Origin of the sequence: Bacillus sp. NPDC094106 (assembly GCF_044764345.1) — a bacterium.
Taxonomy (GTDB): domain Bacteria; phylum Bacillota; class Bacilli; order Bacillales; family Bacillaceae_G; genus Bacillus_A.
This window is the reverse complement of record NZ_JBIWHY010000006.1, coordinates 37,123-50,444: the sequence shown is the minus strand read 5'-3', so window position 1 is coordinate 50,444 and position 13,322 is coordinate 37,123. Positions and strand designations below refer to the sequence as shown.

Genomic DNA, 13,322 nt, shown 5'->3' with positions numbered 1-13,322 from the left:
CAAACGCAAAAAGACTACATTATTATGTAGTCTTTTCATGATGGGTAATATTAAATACCAAACTTATTTTCAAAGTCTTCGTCTGATACTCCATATCTATTTTTATATACATCTGCTAATAAAATATCCAAATCTTTTTCATTATCTACAGTTTTAATTTCAACAATATAGGCTTTGTTTTCCATAACAACTGCAACATCTGTCCATTCCTCTTCTAAACGCTCAAGAACCTTATTTAACTCATCAACTGATAATTTTTCAATTAAAGAGTTGTAACAGTTTAATTCTAAATCCTCATCAATCGTTTCTAATTTCTTTACGATTAAATCCCTGTTTTGATTATCTTTTAATTGACTAACTACCCAATCCACCATACGTTTTGGTTGACTCGCTTTATACAATAACTTTTCTGGCTGAATTACCACACCATATGGATTTTCAACAGCATCTCTAAATACTTCATAAATCGCTTTGCATCGAGCACCATCTTTAACATCTGATAACTCATCATGTCCCCAGACATCAACAAGAAAACTTTTTCCTGTTAAATTGTTAGACACAGCAATGGTTTCACCAACACCCTGAAAATCTAATCCATGTTCTTCCTTTGTTTTATGTAGTGCATCCAGTAATCTATCCATATTCTCATCCATTGTAAATTGCTTTTTCATCATTCATCAATCTCCTTTTTAACTCATTCAAAATTGAATACCTATTTATATATACTCACTTATTATAACAAATAAGAAAAACGATTATTCTATAAAAATAGTAAAAGGCAGGAAGCCCCCCACCTTTTTACTTTAACAGAGTATCATGTATTTTGTATACCATAGCAAGTAATCTATTATCTTATTTCAATATGAATACCATCCAATTCACTCATTCCTTCTCCTGTATGTAACGCACGAACAAGTGGCTTACACTTCTTAAGTAAGGCTTTCCCACGCTCTTCTTCCTGATACCATTCATCATTTTCATCCTTCATATATTCTCGAATGGTATCTGCTTGGCATACCATAGATTTTTTACTTTTGAACATATCATGATAATCATCATATTTTGCTAATACATCTATTAAATACTCATTACTTTTTAGATATTTATACCAAAGTAATTCATAAAACATAGATAAATATCCTATCGGCAGTACAACATTACCAATTTTGCAAGCAACAGGTTTTTTCCCTTTTGCATCTTCCCATTTTTTACAAGTGTAATATATGCCATCTTCACCCTGAAAAACCTTAGACTTTTGATAGTGGTTTTCAATTGTATCAAATGTATCGTGTACTGAAACTTTTGCACATAAAGCTGTAAAACGTTTATCACCTTTTGTAGAACACTCTAAAATATTTAGTTTTCGAATTTGAATACAATTTGGCGAGTCATCCAATCCGTTCAATATACCAAAATCCAAAATCTCGTTCAATAATTTCTTTTCTATTTTTTCTCGACCACCAACAAAAACCAATAATTCTTTTGCATCTTTTACATCCATTTTTGCCGTGCCTTCCTCTACTGCTTCTTCAGTAAAAATCGCAGGAAATGTATCTTTGAACTGCAATAGTTTATAAGTTTCTCCTGATTCCGCTACTAATTCAACTCCATAAAATACAGCCATGTAAAACCGCTCCTTTTTAATAAATATGAAATATACCTAATTTATAAAATATCCACTGTATTTTATTGAGTTTTCGAATGATTTATAATCAGATGTCAAATGAAGTATAATAAAAAGACTTATACAAATTAGGGAATGTAAGCAAGCATTGAAGAATAAAAAAGGTGGGATTATTTATGTTAAAAGAAACATTAATTGTGGACCATACAAAAAGGAAACGAACTTTATCTAATAAGTCACTATTGCGTTGTCCCAAATGTAATAAGATTGGGGAGCGCCAAGTTTCTGATAACAAAAAGTATGTTCAATATGTACATAAGAAATATAATTCAAACAGATTTGAATCTTGTATGATGAAAACACACCAGGAAAATTTATCGAAAAATATTGTTAAATAAATGGAAACATTCCAGAAAAGGACTATCCTATTACAAGTTGAAGAGAATTAATAATGAAGACAATAATTATTGGGGACTACTATACTTATGATGATGAATTTACGAAAACAATTATGTTTGTAATTCGTAAAGGGAAATACGAAGATGATGATGCAGAGTATTATGAAACCATCTCATTATTCGGTTCTTTAGGAGTGCATGAACGTATATTTGATGTAGAGTTTTTCCAAGACGAAAATATCAGGCTTGCTACACAAGAAGAAGTTAATGAATTAAGAAGTCACTGTTCAATTCCCCCTTCAACAGTAAGAAATAAAATGGATTATCTTATTTCAAAACACTGGGGTATAAGAAATCGACCAAATATTGTGTTTAACCCAGATGAATCTTTGGAAACAGTATATTTGGGCGCATATCATGCAGGAACAGAATCTATTATTTTTAGGTCCGAATTTTTGATTTTAATTGAAGAGTCATATTTTGAAAAAGTTCTTTTGCATGAATTATGTCACTGGTATCTGCATATAACTGGTGCAAAGTGGCAAGACAAAGATGTTCGTTTTGCGGAAGAATTGTTGCGAGTTGGAGCAGGTGAAACGGCTAATCTTCACAATGAAGAAGCAAGAAAAGCATTCGAGATAGCATCTAATAATCTTAGTTAATACAAAAAATCCCTTATACTAATGATTATTAATCTATATGAATTCGTACAAAACTATTGTTTAAATATTAGACATCCATATATGGATGTCTTTTTTCATGTATAATAATATTAACTGTAGTTAAATCTGACTGAGAGGAGTTTTTACATACAATGAGCAAGACAATACGTTTAATACAAATAGATGGCGATAGAGCTCATATCAAGAAAGTTTCGAATGACTTAGAATCTATAAAAGCATTGATTGGAGGTGGCTATTTAGAGCAATTTTCATTAGGAAATGGCTTTGTTGGTTTATGCGATGAAGACGGCCGAATGAAAGGATTCCCTATCAATACTCTTGGTATCGCAGGAGTATTAGTCATTTCAAAATATTATAAAGGAAATGATGCAACACAATATGGAGAACTTGATAGCCTAACAGATGATGATATTGACCTGATAGCTTCTTCTATCACTAAAAAGGGGATTTACTTCCCTGGATAAAACACAAAAGGTAGATGAATATAAATTTATCCATCTACCTTCTCTTGAGTTACCCTTTTACTAAAGGGTCTCACGGGTCACCACCCGTATTATCGACTTCATCTGCTCACTACACATTTGTTTTGGTATGCCATGTTTTACAGAATTAATGTCATAGGTAGTCGAGCTGTTCTTCTATTAACATTAATCATAGAATCCTATATCTATGCTTTTCAAAAGAAAAACTATTTTGTAGGCTTTTTACACCATGCTTTATCATAGGAAAATCATCCCTGATTTATTCCAAAACAAAAGAACTGAATCCAAAATAAATTGAAATACAGTCCTTCATGCTGAAAATTTCATATTCTGCTTTTCGTTAAAATAATGTTTATATACGTAATTTACTACCGCATTTACATCTTTATCAGATAAGAAACGTTTACTATTCCACATTTTTGTAAGATACAAATCTTTTAATAGCCTTAATTGTGTTTCTTTATTCCATTTAGATTTTACATATACAATCACATTTTTATATACAAAACCCGTTTTCTCTTCTTTAAGCATATACTGGATGTGCTGTTTTCTTGCGTTTGCAATACCTACAATCTCCTCCACATGAAAACTTGTATAATTACAAGGTAGAAAAATTAAGTGAAATGCAGATAATCCTAATACTTTTTTTGCTTTTGTTAAGAAAAAATGTACTGACTCTTTTGGTATATCGTTGCTATATATTCTAATCATGTTGCCTCACTCACTTTCAGTTAATACCAATTAACACCTTTTTTTATTTAACCCCAATGAATACTATAAGCACTTGTGTATCAAAGTATTCGTTCCCAATAAAAAGCAGAGCACTATTTGCACTCCGCTTTTTAGGCACTTAATTTATAGATTTGTCGTATCACATTTTTATTTGCAATTTTCCCATGTTCTCCTGCATATACAAATAGAACTGGAACATTCTTTTTATCAGAATATACCTTGCTTTTTTCTTTTGCCCTTCTTACGTTTTCTGAATAGAATTTCTTTCCTTTTCGACTACGCAGGAGTTCTTTTTCTGATTTAATTTGAATGGCTCCAAGTAATTTATCCGCTCTAAAAATTTTATAATCAATCGCAAATTCAACATCTTCACTATCATGAGCCCTTTGAAATCTTAACCAATTAAATCGTTCATGCAATGTTGAAATTGCATTTATTTCACGAGAATAGCCCATCCACGGGACATCAATGACAGAAATGTAAATGAAGTTTACATAATCATTAATGGATACATGTTTTTTTCCTCGTCTTGTTGCTTCTTCATACAGAAGTTCACCCATCTCAAAAATCTCTTCTAATTTTCGACCGTGTTCAAAATTCACAGTTCGTTCTTTGTAGGAGAGAACATTTTTGAGTTCTTCTGATTCCTTTTCATCTAACGTATATTTCTTCACGAACTCTTGTTTTTCTGGTGTCATACGCTTGATTAAACCATTTCTTTTCTTTCCACTTGCGAAATAATACGATTCCCATTCATAAAAATTGTTCGCTTTGCTTTTTTTACAAAGTTTCATAAGATTTCCTAATGACCAAATAGAGTTCAACCCTATGGATAGGCTTAGTTTATTCATTTTAGAATAGAGCTCTGTTTGTTTGAATTTTAACCGCTCCGCTCTTGTTTTAATAATGTATTTCATGATGATTCACCGCCTTTTTATTTACTATTGTCAATCCGATAATTTAATATTACTATTTTCATAAACTATAGTCAACAAAAACAAAAAAAGACCTCAATAGGTCTTTTGGGTTAACTCTTCATATATAACAATTATAGCTCTACATGAATAATGGGTACTAATATTTAGAGATATACAAGTGGAGAAGTTTATTTCGCCAGGTTCTTCACACCTCACAGGAATTATTTTGCCAGGTCTCCCACACCTCTATGAGATTTTTTAGCCAGGTATCTCTTCCTCTATCCACTTGTTATATAGAATTATAGTGTTTACAACGAAAAATAATTATTACTCAATAACATTAGCAGTTTCTACTTGATTCATAGGTTCTTCCATTTCTTCTTTCAATAACCTTAATAATTGAACAATATCAGTAGGATGAAACCTTAAAGATACTTCATCTACCTGCATCCAATCTTTTTCTTTTACATAGTGAGAGGCAACAAAATTTATCTTCTTCTCAATGACGACCTTTCGATTTTCGAAATATCCAATAGCAATAACATTATCATTTAATTCCACGGATATATTCGTCCAATCCCATCTGAACTTTTCTAATACATGAGCATAAATAGAGAAATTCATTTCCCCATCGCACATTTCTAACTTCTTTTTCCCTTTTATTATACTTTTCATTACAAAACTCCTTTACATTTCTACATTCTCGTTATCGGATTCCTTAATAATTTCTTTTATAGAAGCAGTATCAGGATAAAAATAAATATTATAAATTTCATTTTCATACGGAACAGAAAATCTATCTTTGTTTCTCGCATCTTTCTTTATCTTAATATCAAAACTATTTACTTCATCAATAGTTATTTTCTTTATCGCTTGTTGAGTTACTTTTTCCCTGTCTTTATTAAGATTTATTTCTATAAACAACGTGTATCCCACGATAATAAATACAGATATGATTACACTTAGTACAATTGCAATCCATTGATATCGAGCAGTATCACGAATGTCTTTGTGAAGAACAATTTTTGTATAAAGAAAAGAAATAAGCATACAAATAGGCAAGGTAACACCTGCTATACAGATAAAATCCATCTATATTCCCTCACTTCCTCATAATTATGTATTTTAACACTTCGTAAACTATAGTCAACAAAAAGAGTGTACTTAAGCACACTCTTTTTCACTCCATATTCTTTTTACATCGACTGATTGAACAGTTACTGTAGTAACCTCATCTACATAACAATGATAAGTTTGTGTAGATTGCAATTGTCTTTTTATCTCCACAACCGTTCCTAAATTAAACCCTTCAGAATCTTTATTTTCTAAGATTACTCCTGATTTTAATTCAATATATACGACAGATGGTTTGAACATCGATTGATTCGCTAATTGTACTTGTATTGACTCAAATGTAAACTTATTTTCCCCTATATGTTTATTTAGATAGGGAATCAAATCTTCAATATCTCTTTCTTCTACATTTTTTGCTTCCTGTAAATCCAATGTGAATAAAATAGCTTTTCTAAATGATGAACCCTTTCTCATTTTTTTAACGTATAATCCACCATTTACTCGAATTACTTTTTTACACATATAAAACACTCCTCAATAATGAATTTCTTTAAATACCTGTTTTGTTATAATCCATTTATTATAGATTTTTTATGGCAAAAATATAAAAAACCAAGCATGTTTATCTGCTTGGTTTATCCACCTGATTTTTATAATGATGATTCTTTGTAATACGCAATAAGAGCTCTATAGTCTATGTTTTCAAAACTCTCACCAATTAATTCGGAAACATACCCCTCATCTACACCTATTAATGTTTCTTTTATTTTATCCTCAATAGCTTCGCTTACTAAAGCAATAAGGTTCATTTCATCCATGTTCTCATTATTAACAACGATTTCTTCGACCTCTTTGCCATGCCATTTTGAAACTAAAGTTGTTGCTAAATTATCAAACTTTTTCATGATTATCCGCTCCTTTTTTCTCACTTTTAAACACCTGTTTAATTGAAGTTTGCCATTAACACTCTTTTTCTAAGAAATACGCTTTCCATTCTTTTGAACAATCTGTAGCAAAAGATTTTGCACTTTTCATCGCTCGCTTGTTCCATTTGTATTGGCCATCTTCCATAAGCCCTAACATTGTATCTCCTATCCATTGCTCTAATCGAATAGGAAGCCAACATCCATTCATTAAATGAAAGACAAATACAGGGTCGGAAATCCAGTCGCCACCTTGTTTTCTATAAAAACCAACGAGTAACGTATCTTGAACCTTTTCAATCACAAATGGTAAGAAATTCTCTTTTTCAATTCGAATCATATCATTCTCTTTACTGAAGAAATCTGATATAGAACCTTTATGTTGCTCAATAATATTTTCCACTACTTTACGAAATGCTTTGAATTCAAAATCCATTTGAATCGCTCCTTATAAATAAATTTAATAAAAAATACCTACTTTGTTATATTCTAAGTATTATACTTTCGCTATAAGATAAATATAAATAAATGCTTTATTATCCATAAAAAAGACCCCTTTATTTAAAAAGAGGTCTACAATATTCATACCTTATTTTATTATAATCTATATTCTCCTGCTTCTACCTGTGCATCTTGACTTCTCTTTACAGTCGTTTGCTTTACAAATACCTTTCTTCCATCTTTTAGATATCTCCAATGAGCCCTTCTTGTCCAAGCCATTGTCTTTGCATGATATTCTCTTTTAGGCAGGTCATTATCAATACGAAATCTATAAATCTTTCTCCCTATTTTTCTACTATTTTTAACAACCCGTCCTTTTGAAGTGTTCTTTTCATGAACTCCGTTAATGCTCCTCACTCGAACCACTTCCGTATCGTCAATAAAGTTCATCATGAAATAACTAACTTGCATAAATATATTAAGTGTATACCACATTAATCCATCTTGTTTCGAACGAAATTCAGCCTTTAACATTCTCTCCCTTATATCATAAGTGTCAATAATTTCATTTTTCATCACATCACCTTTTATAAAAGAATTAAATTCTATCATTATTTCTCCATACATATCATAGATAGTGAAATGTACTTTATCTGTATGTAAGTCAAACATAATGTAAGTCTGTTGCGTTATGATTCCCATCTTTACTTCAAGTTCAATCACACCTTTTTCTAAAGGAAATCCACCTTTTTCAGCATCATAATTCTTTTCAAACCACTTTTCGACTTTCTCCATTTGGTTAGCAGATAAGATGATTTTATCGTAATCTCTTGGTATCACGACATCCTTCTTTTCTTTAGCGTTTAATAAAGAAGCAAGTTTTAAATAATTCATGTTTTTTCCACCTTTTTAATAAATTTTTTAAATTACCTGTTTTATATCATCTTCATATTGTAGGAGTAACCATTCCCATTCATAACTAATTAAAAATTTAATTCGCAATAAACAAAAAAAGAGAGTTTTTTCACCTCTCTTCTTTTTATTACTCATTCTTTTCATCTTTTAGATATAATTTCACTTCTGACATATTCTTGATTACTGGTTCTTCTTCATGTATGATTTTCAATTTGTACACCCCCTTAGGAGTAGTAGCTGTATAAACAAGCTCTGAATCTCCTGTTTCCAATACAACATCTTTTTCTTTTACACCAAGCTCTTTTGCAACAACTTGTATTTTTTTTGTCTCAGAGTCATCCAACCTTTTAACTAAATGTTGTTGTTGACTGTGAATCGCCCAGAAAAGTGAAGCCATAAATCCAAAAACAAGAACCAATGCTAAAAATACTTGAGATGCTTTTTTAGTTAAATCATCATTATTGGATTCCTTGTTATTTACTTGTTCATCATTTTCTTTATTAATACTACTCAACATCATCACTCCTTTCTACTTTCTCTACACGATTCATTTCTGTAATAACAGGATTGTCGCCTTTTATATCTATTTTGAATTGAAATTGACCTTTTGATGTGCTTGCAAAAAAACCGAATAACTACTCTTTTCATCTAATAGGATTACTTCATTTTCAGAAATATGTAGCTTGTTAGATACTGCTTTAATTTTATCTTTGTTATATTTATCAATGTATGTATTATGCTCGTATGACATATAAATGCAAAATACAATACCTCCATCAAAAATAAGGAAAATTAGAAAGATATCTAAACTCAAGGTAATAAACCTCTTCATGTTACTTCATCATTTTATATTAATGTATAGATTTTATTTATCTGTGAACCCCATTTTTACTTGAGCCATATGTTCTATAACTGGCTTGGATATCCCTTTCATTCTTTCGTCCCATTCGCTTTTATCAGTAATTTTGAATTGGTATACACCTTTTGAGGTTGTAGCTGTATAGAATTCATTTTCTTCATTTTCATTATTATCTTTTTTTAGCACGATTTCTTTTGGCGGTATGCTTAACTCTTTAGAAAGAATTGTCATTATAGCGGAATCTTGATTTTTAAAAAAAATCTCTCTTTTTTCATCTAAAGAAGCGAACACAAAAAATATTGTATAAATCCCTAAAACTAAAACAGTCAGTCCCAAAATGACCATCCAAGTATCTTTATCTCTCATTCATGATTTTCCTTTCAAAGTAAAATTATTTTTCTTTTATCTTTACATCTTTGAATCCAAACACTAATTTCCCTTTGTCACTCATACCCTTTTTAATTAGATGCTCAATATAGGATTATATACATTTATTTATATAGGCTTCTTTACTTTCCATAATTATTTTTGTCTCAACAGTAATGTAAGTGTATTCATTCTGAATCTCTCCTATTTTTAAGAAGCTTCTTTCGTGGTGATTTTTAATTCTACAATTCTCTCTATTTTTGGTTGTTCTCTATTGTTGTCTTTTAGTTCAATAGAATACATACCTTTTTCAGTTTCTGCTTGATATACATTTGTTCCTTTATTCTTCAGAATGATTTTTGACTCAGGAACATGAATACTATCTGATACTTCTGCTCGGATTTTCGAAATATACTCATTGTGTTTCTGTTCATTGTTTTTAAAGAAATACACCAAAAATGTAATCATCAGCATAAGTAAAACCATACCAATTGCAATCTTTATAAAAGCCTTGCTCATATCGTCCATAAAATAACACCTCCTTCATCTTTAATAAAATAATACTAAACTCATTAACTATAGTCAATGTAATAAAAAGTATCAAAATTAGTCTATCCATTAATTACACAACTACGTCTCTATTTGAGAAAATATATTTAACTAAGTTATCTTCACAACTTCTGTTTATGGTCAATAAAAAAAGACTACTAAAAAGTAGTCTTACTGTTCTTCTTCAGAGAAATATTCAATATACGCATCAAAATCTGAGTCTAAACATTTTAAAGATATTTTCTTAGACCTATCTAATTCACGATAATGTCTTTTGTAGTAAGGATTATCCCCCTTAAAATTTGGGTCATCCACTAATGTATTCTGGATATGCCTTTCTAATTTATCAAGTATAAATCTATCTACCCTTTTTATATCTAAACTTCTAATTTCATCAAACGCCTGTTTAATGTATGCATTGTATATATAAAACACAACCATTTCAGCTTCAAAACATCCTGAAGGAAAATAGCTTCTAAACTCAGGCTTCACAGATTCTCTTGCTTTATCAAATAATGACTCATCTATATACACATATCCTTCTGGATACTGCTTTACTAAACTATCGCAGACTTCTTTAATTTCTAACAGTTCAGGCTTAGACTTGCAAAGTAACGATATGTATTTCAATATGAAGACTTCAACATCGGAAATCTTCCTATTTAATACTTTTGTATATAATTCTTTTACTTCCTTTAGCACTTCAACAATTAACTTATCGTCTTCTACCTTATTCGGTTTCTCTTGTATCCTCATTTTCTTTCTCTCCTTTTACAAGTTCAGTCCCTACAGAAAACAGTAAATTTCTAAATGGAATAAAATCACCATCATTCGCATAACCTGGTCCTTTCGTAAATACACGAGGTTCATTCAAGTTATGTGCCTGATACTTCATATAGTCCTTTGCTTTTTGTTCAATAAAGAATGTTGCTACATCGACATACGATTCTTTTCTCCATTCGATTTCTGGCATTTTAACGTCAAACACACGGAAATAATCATGATAATTCTCTACAGTAATTAACTCATCGTATGGATTTTTATATTCATTGTTAAGCATTTCTTCATACGATTCAATTTCAATATGTGCGATTTCACCTATAAGTGAAAACCATGATTTCACAGCCTCTACTTCTGATTTTATCCACTGGCTTCCATACACATTAAGTTTAAATACAAGTGGTGTGTCTTCAAACAAAAATTCAATTTCACTATCATATGGAATTGTCTCATACACTTTTCTTTGTACTACAAAATACGGATTACCTGTTGCATGATTTGCTTCTGCACCAGGAAAATGATTATTCACAAACTCTTTCAATAATTGTTCTTGTATCTTTGTGATTTCGATTGTTACTTTTGTCATAATACATACCGCCCCTTTTTATAAATTCAAATTAAATACCTGCTTTCTAATATCTACTTATCATAGAATTTTCTAAAGAGCTCTATAACAAGAAAAACAAGTCTATCTTTTGGCTATCAAATCAGTATTTCTTAATTTAAGTGATGTTAATGGAATATAAGGAATTTTACTGGAAATATGTTTGTGAATTTGCACTTCAGTTACCAATTCCTGATTAGGCTGTTTATAAAAAGGATTCTTCTTTAGATTTACTTCAATTATTTGCATATCTACATTCAGTACGCTTTTCAATTTATTTAACTCCAACTGCATCATATCCTTTTCGACTTTTCAAATCGTATCAGATGCTCTGAAACCGAACTTGTATTTCCTGTTAATTGATTGATGTCATCCCTTAATCTTCCTAATTCACAATCTGCATAAAAAGCAATGCCAAGCAGAATACAAAATGTCAAAACAGTTAAGATTGTTAGCATGTCTTCACCACCGTTTTATTGTTTTTTGTGTGGATTGTAAAACTCCTTCGTTTTTCAAATGATTCCTAATTTTATTGGACAATTCAATATCCTCTTTCCTTACGTTTCCTTCCATATTCCATGCATAATACCATTTTTCTAAAATTAACTGTAACTCCTCATTATTCAGCTCTAATCTTTTATCCTCATTACTAATTATTTCTATCGTTTCAATACACTCATCACCATAAGCTTTTGAGGGATACCTTTCGTGGAATTTTTCTTTTGCATCACTCTCATTATCTGCGGTTACTTTGTAAGTTTGAATTTCATTTGCAAATCGGTTATAAAACACTACTACATACTTATGCATCGTTAACCTCTCTTCTATATACATCTATAAATTGTTTATTCTTTCACAGGTGTCATATAAATCTCTTTTGCTTTATATTCTTTTGGTATTTTGTTTACTGCTTCTTCTGGTGTATCTCCCTCTAAGAACGTCCAGAACGAACGCCTAACAACTTTACCTTTCACAACAGACTCTCTTATGTAATTCGCTTGATACTTCATCCTGTTCCCTTCTTTCGTTAAAATGTTTTATGCCACCAAGCTTTAAATGTTTTCTTCCATTTCCCATTCACTAATTCAAATCCATCTATATAACATTTACCGTTTATCGTTGTTATATTTTGCCCATTCATTTCTTCATGAAAAGGAATAACTGAACTCCCTGAAACAACAACTCTATCAGTTTGATTTACAATAACTGTTCCTCCACAAAACGCTCCCATTTCTATCAACCTTTCTACCAAAAGTGGAATTTTATTCTATAAAAAAAAGAGGAAGCAAACTCCCCCTCTTTTTTAATTTCATTTATTAAGCATCTAAACCATATGCTTTCACAAGTGCGGCCAAGCCACCTTGGAAACCTGCTCCAACAGCATTGAATTTCCACTCACCGTTATGACGGTATAATTCACAGAACACAACAGCCGTTTCAATTGAGAAGTCCTCTCCTAAATCATAGCGAAAAATTTCTTCATCTGTATCTTGATTCACTAATCGGACAAAAGCATTTTTTACTTGTCCAAAGTTTTGCATACGTTTTACTGCATCATAGATTGTTACAGTAAATGCGATTTTATCTACATTAGAAGGTACTTTATCTAAATGCACGGTTAATTGCTCATCATCACCGTCTCCACCGCCTGTTAGGTTGTCCCCTGAATGAACAACAGAACCACACGTTGATTGTAAGTTGTTATAGAAAATGAAATCCAAGTCTTTTGCACATTTTCCGTTTGCAGCTAATAAAAATGCAGAAGCGTCTAAATCGAAATCATGACCACCATCATATTCCTTAACATCCCAACCTAAACCAATCATTACATTTTTTAGATTCGCTCTACCTTTCGTAAGGTCTACTTTTTGTCCTTTTTGTAATTGAATTGCCATGATTCATTCCTCCAATGTATTCTTATATTTAAATTGTATACTATTATAAAACCATATTCATAAACTATAGTCAATACAAT

General features: G+C 30.9%; 22 protein-coding genes. 2 read left to right on the top strand and 20 right to left on the bottom strand.

What is annotated here, in order from left to right; genetic code table 11:
* Nucleotides 1-50: 50 nt before the first annotated feature.
* Together ACIQ7L_RS10215 and ACIQ7L_RS10210 are read right to left on the bottom strand one after the other, a co-directional pair.
* Nucleotides 51-674, bottom strand: a complete 624-nt coding sequence (locus ACIQ7L_RS10215) for a hypothetical protein (protein ID WP_400568765.1) — start codon at nt 672-674, stop codon at nt 51-53.
* A gap of 173 nt (nt 675-847) precedes the next feature.
* Entirely contained in the window at nt 848-1,624 is a 777-nt protein-coding gene (locus ACIQ7L_RS10210) for a DarT1-associated NADAR antitoxin family protein (protein ID WP_400568764.1), read from the bottom strand.
* A gap of 451 nt (nt 1,625-2,075) precedes the next feature.
* Between ACIQ7L_RS10210 and ACIQ7L_RS10205 the strand changes: the two genes are divergently transcribed.
* Nucleotides 2,076-2,684, top strand: coding sequence for a SprT family zinc-dependent metalloprotease (locus ACIQ7L_RS10205; RefSeq protein ID WP_400568762.1), 609 nt, complete (start codon nt 2,076-2,078; stop codon nt 2,682-2,684).
* Between the two features lie 152 nt (nt 2,685-2,836).
* Nucleotides 2,837-3,169, top strand: coding sequence for a DUF3846 domain-containing protein (locus ACIQ7L_RS10200; protein WP_400568760.1), 333 nt, complete (start codon nt 2,837-2,839; stop codon nt 3,167-3,169).
* 327 nt (nt 3,170-3,496) lie between these two features.
* Here the strand turns inward: ACIQ7L_RS10200 and ACIQ7L_RS10195 are convergent, their stop codons facing one another.
* The 18 genes from ACIQ7L_RS10195 to ACIQ7L_RS10110 form a co-directional block, all read right to left on the bottom strand.
* Nucleotides 3,497-3,898, bottom strand: coding sequence for a hypothetical protein (locus ACIQ7L_RS10195; RefSeq protein ID WP_400568758.1), 402 nt, complete (start codon nt 3,896-3,898; stop codon nt 3,497-3,499).
* A 131-nt stretch (nt 3,899-4,029) separates the two neighbouring features.
* Entirely contained in the window at nt 4,030-4,836 is an 807-nt protein-coding gene (locus ACIQ7L_RS10190) for a hypothetical protein (protein ID WP_400568757.1), read from the bottom strand.
* Between the two features lie 327 nt (nt 4,837-5,163).
* A complete protein-coding gene (locus ACIQ7L_RS10185) occupies nt 5,164-5,511 on the bottom strand; it encodes a hypothetical protein (RefSeq protein ID WP_400568755.1) in 348 nt (115 codons plus the stop codon).
* A 12-nt stretch (nt 5,512-5,523) separates the two neighbouring features.
* Complete coding sequence (locus tag ACIQ7L_RS10180) at nt 5,524-5,928, bottom strand: hypothetical protein (protein WP_400568753.1); 405 nt, start codon at nt 5,926-5,928, stop codon at nt 5,524-5,526.
* A 72-nt stretch (nt 5,929-6,000) separates the two neighbouring features.
* Nucleotides 6,001-6,432 carry a hypothetical protein gene (locus tag ACIQ7L_RS10175; RefSeq protein ID WP_400568751.1) on the bottom strand — a complete coding sequence of 144 codons (432 nt, stop codon included), beginning with the start codon at nt 6,430-6,432 and terminating at the stop codon, nt 6,001-6,003.
* Between the two features lie 128 nt (nt 6,433-6,560).
* Nucleotides 6,561-6,815 carry a hypothetical protein gene (locus ACIQ7L_RS10170; RefSeq protein ID WP_400568749.1) on the bottom strand — a complete coding sequence of 85 codons (255 nt, stop codon included), beginning with the start codon at nt 6,813-6,815 and terminating at the stop codon, nt 6,561-6,563.
* A gap of 55 nt (nt 6,816-6,870) precedes the next feature.
* A complete protein-coding gene (locus tag ACIQ7L_RS10165) occupies nt 6,871-7,269 on the bottom strand; it encodes a DUF6908 domain-containing protein (RefSeq protein ID WP_400568747.1) in 399 nt (132 codons plus the stop codon).
* Between the two features lie 161 nt (nt 7,270-7,430).
* Nucleotides 7,431-8,168 carry a hypothetical protein gene (locus ACIQ7L_RS10160; RefSeq protein ID WP_400568746.1) on the bottom strand — a complete coding sequence of 246 codons (738 nt, stop codon included), beginning with the start codon at nt 8,166-8,168 and terminating at the stop codon, nt 7,431-7,433.
* Nucleotides 8,169-8,316: 148 nt separating this feature from the next.
* Nucleotides 8,317-8,703, bottom strand: a complete 387-nt coding sequence (locus ACIQ7L_RS10155; protein WP_400568744.1) for a hypothetical protein — start codon at nt 8,701-8,703, stop codon at nt 8,317-8,319.
* 351 nt (nt 8,704-9,054) lie between these two features.
* Nucleotides 9,055-9,414, bottom strand: coding sequence for a hypothetical protein (locus ACIQ7L_RS10150; RefSeq protein ID WP_400568742.1), 360 nt, complete (start codon nt 9,412-9,414; stop codon nt 9,055-9,057).
* Between the two features lie 210 nt (nt 9,415-9,624).
* Nucleotides 9,625-9,942 (bottom strand): hypothetical protein, encoded by a 318-nt coding sequence (locus ACIQ7L_RS10145; RefSeq protein ID WP_400568740.1) that lies wholly within the window; start codon nt 9,940-9,942, stop codon nt 9,625-9,627.
* Between the two features lie 192 nt (nt 9,943-10,134).
* The gene (locus ACIQ7L_RS10140) at nt 10,135-10,719 is read right to left on the bottom strand and encodes a hypothetical protein (RefSeq protein ID WP_400568738.1); all 585 of its coding nucleotides are present in this window, start codon (nt 10,717-10,719) and stop codon (nt 10,135-10,137) included.
* Nucleotides 10,694-11,329, bottom strand: a complete 636-nt coding sequence (locus ACIQ7L_RS10135) for a hypothetical protein (protein ID WP_400568737.1) — start codon at nt 11,327-11,329, stop codon at nt 10,694-10,696. The genes ACIQ7L_RS10140 and ACIQ7L_RS10135 overlap by 26 nt, the downstream gene beginning before the upstream one ends.
* 311 nt (nt 11,330-11,640) lie before the next feature.
* Complete coding sequence (locus ACIQ7L_RS10130) at nt 11,641-11,805, bottom strand: hypothetical protein (RefSeq protein WP_400568735.1); 165 nt, start codon at nt 11,803-11,805, stop codon at nt 11,641-11,643.
* A gap of 4 nt (nt 11,806-11,809) precedes the next feature.
* Nucleotides 11,810-12,157, bottom strand: coding sequence for a hypothetical protein (locus ACIQ7L_RS10125; protein WP_400568733.1), 348 nt, complete (start codon nt 12,155-12,157; stop codon nt 11,810-11,812).
* A 35-nt stretch (nt 12,158-12,192) separates the two neighbouring features.
* A complete protein-coding gene (locus tag ACIQ7L_RS10120) occupies nt 12,193-12,357 on the bottom strand; it encodes a hypothetical protein (protein WP_400568731.1) in 165 nt (54 codons plus the stop codon).
* A 17-nt stretch (nt 12,358-12,374) separates the two neighbouring features.
* Nucleotides 12,375-12,578 (bottom strand): hypothetical protein, encoded by a 204-nt coding sequence (locus ACIQ7L_RS10115; RefSeq protein ID WP_400568729.1) that lies wholly within the window; start codon nt 12,576-12,578, stop codon nt 12,375-12,377.
* An 85-nt stretch (nt 12,579-12,663) separates the two neighbouring features.
* The gene (locus tag ACIQ7L_RS10110; RefSeq protein WP_400568727.1) at nt 12,664-13,242 is read right to left on the bottom strand and encodes a TerD family protein; all 579 of its coding nucleotides are present in this window, start codon (nt 13,240-13,242) and stop codon (nt 12,664-12,666) included.
* Nucleotides 13,243-13,322: the final 80 nt, after the last annotated feature.

Bases quoted from the DNA above. Each gene is read 5' to 3' on its own strand.
- ACIQ7L_RS10130 (WP_400568735.1), bottom strand. From the start codon at position 11,805: ATGCTAACAATCTTAACTGTTTTGACATTTTGTATTCTGCTTGGCATT.
- ACIQ7L_RS10190 (WP_400568757.1), bottom strand. From the start codon at position 4,836: ATGAAATACATTATTAAAACAAGAGCGGAGCGGTTAAAATTCAAACAA.
- ACIQ7L_RS10115 (WP_400568729.1), bottom strand. From the start codon at position 12,578: ATGGGAGCGTTTTGTGGAGGAACAGTTATTGTAAATCAAACTGATAGA.
- ACIQ7L_RS10140 (WP_400568738.1), bottom strand. From the start codon at position 10,719: ATGAGGATACAAGAGAAACCGAATAAGGTAGAAGACGATAAGTTAATT.
- ACIQ7L_RS10215 (WP_400568765.1), bottom strand. From the start codon at position 674: ATGATGAAAAAGCAATTTACAATGGATGAGAATATGGATAGATTACTG.
- ACIQ7L_RS10120 (WP_400568731.1), bottom strand. From the start codon at position 12,357: ATGAAGTATCAAGCGAATTACATAAGAGAGTCTGTTGTGAAAGGTAAA.
- ACIQ7L_RS10200 (WP_400568760.1), top strand. From the start codon at position 2,837: ATGAGCAAGACAATACGTTTAATACAAATAGATGGCGATAGAGCTCAT.
- ACIQ7L_RS10165 (WP_400568747.1), bottom strand. From the start codon at position 7,269: ATGGATTTTGAATTCAAAGCATTTCGTAAAGTAGTGGAAAATATTATT.
- ACIQ7L_RS10210 (WP_400568764.1), bottom strand. From the start codon at position 1,624: ATGGCTGTATTTTATGGAGTTGAATTAGTAGCGGAATCAGGAGAAACT.
- ACIQ7L_RS10170 (WP_400568749.1), bottom strand. From the start codon at position 6,815: ATGAAAAAGTTTGATAATTTAGCAACAACTTTAGTTTCAAAATGGCAT.
- ACIQ7L_RS10110 (WP_400568727.1), bottom strand. From the start codon at position 13,242: ATGGCAATTCAATTACAAAAAGGACAAAAAGTAGACCTTACGAAAGGT.
- ACIQ7L_RS10160 (WP_400568746.1), bottom strand. From the start codon at position 8,168: ATGAATTATTTAAAACTTGCTTCTTTATTAAACGCTAAAGAAAAGAAG.
- ACIQ7L_RS10185 (WP_400568755.1), bottom strand. From the start codon at position 5,511: ATGAAAAGTATAATAAAAGGGAAAAAGAAGTTAGAAATGTGCGATGGG.
- ACIQ7L_RS10195 (WP_400568758.1), bottom strand. From the start codon at position 3,898: ATGATTAGAATATATAGCAACGATATACCAAAAGAGTCAGTACATTTT.
- ACIQ7L_RS10180 (WP_400568753.1), bottom strand. From the start codon at position 5,928: ATGGATTTTATCTGTATAGCAGGTGTTACCTTGCCTATTTGTATGCTT.
- ACIQ7L_RS10135 (WP_400568737.1), bottom strand. From the start codon at position 11,329: ATGACAAAAGTAACAATCGAAATCACAAAGATACAAGAACAATTATTG.
- ACIQ7L_RS10150 (WP_400568742.1), bottom strand. From the start codon at position 9,414: ATGAGAGATAAAGATACTTGGATGGTCATTTTGGGACTGACTGTTTTA.
- ACIQ7L_RS10175 (WP_400568751.1), bottom strand. From the start codon at position 6,432: ATGTGTAAAAAAGTAATTCGAGTAAATGGTGGATTATACGTTAAAAAA.
- ACIQ7L_RS10125 (WP_400568733.1), bottom strand. From the start codon at position 12,157: ATGCATAAGTATGTAGTAGTGTTTTATAACCGATTTGCAAATGAAATT.
- ACIQ7L_RS10205 (WP_400568762.1), top strand. From the start codon at position 2,076: ATGAAGACAATAATTATTGGGGACTACTATACTTATGATGATGAATTT.
- ACIQ7L_RS10145 (WP_400568740.1), bottom strand. From the start codon at position 9,942: ATGGACGATATGAGCAAGGCTTTTATAAAGATTGCAATTGGTATGGTT.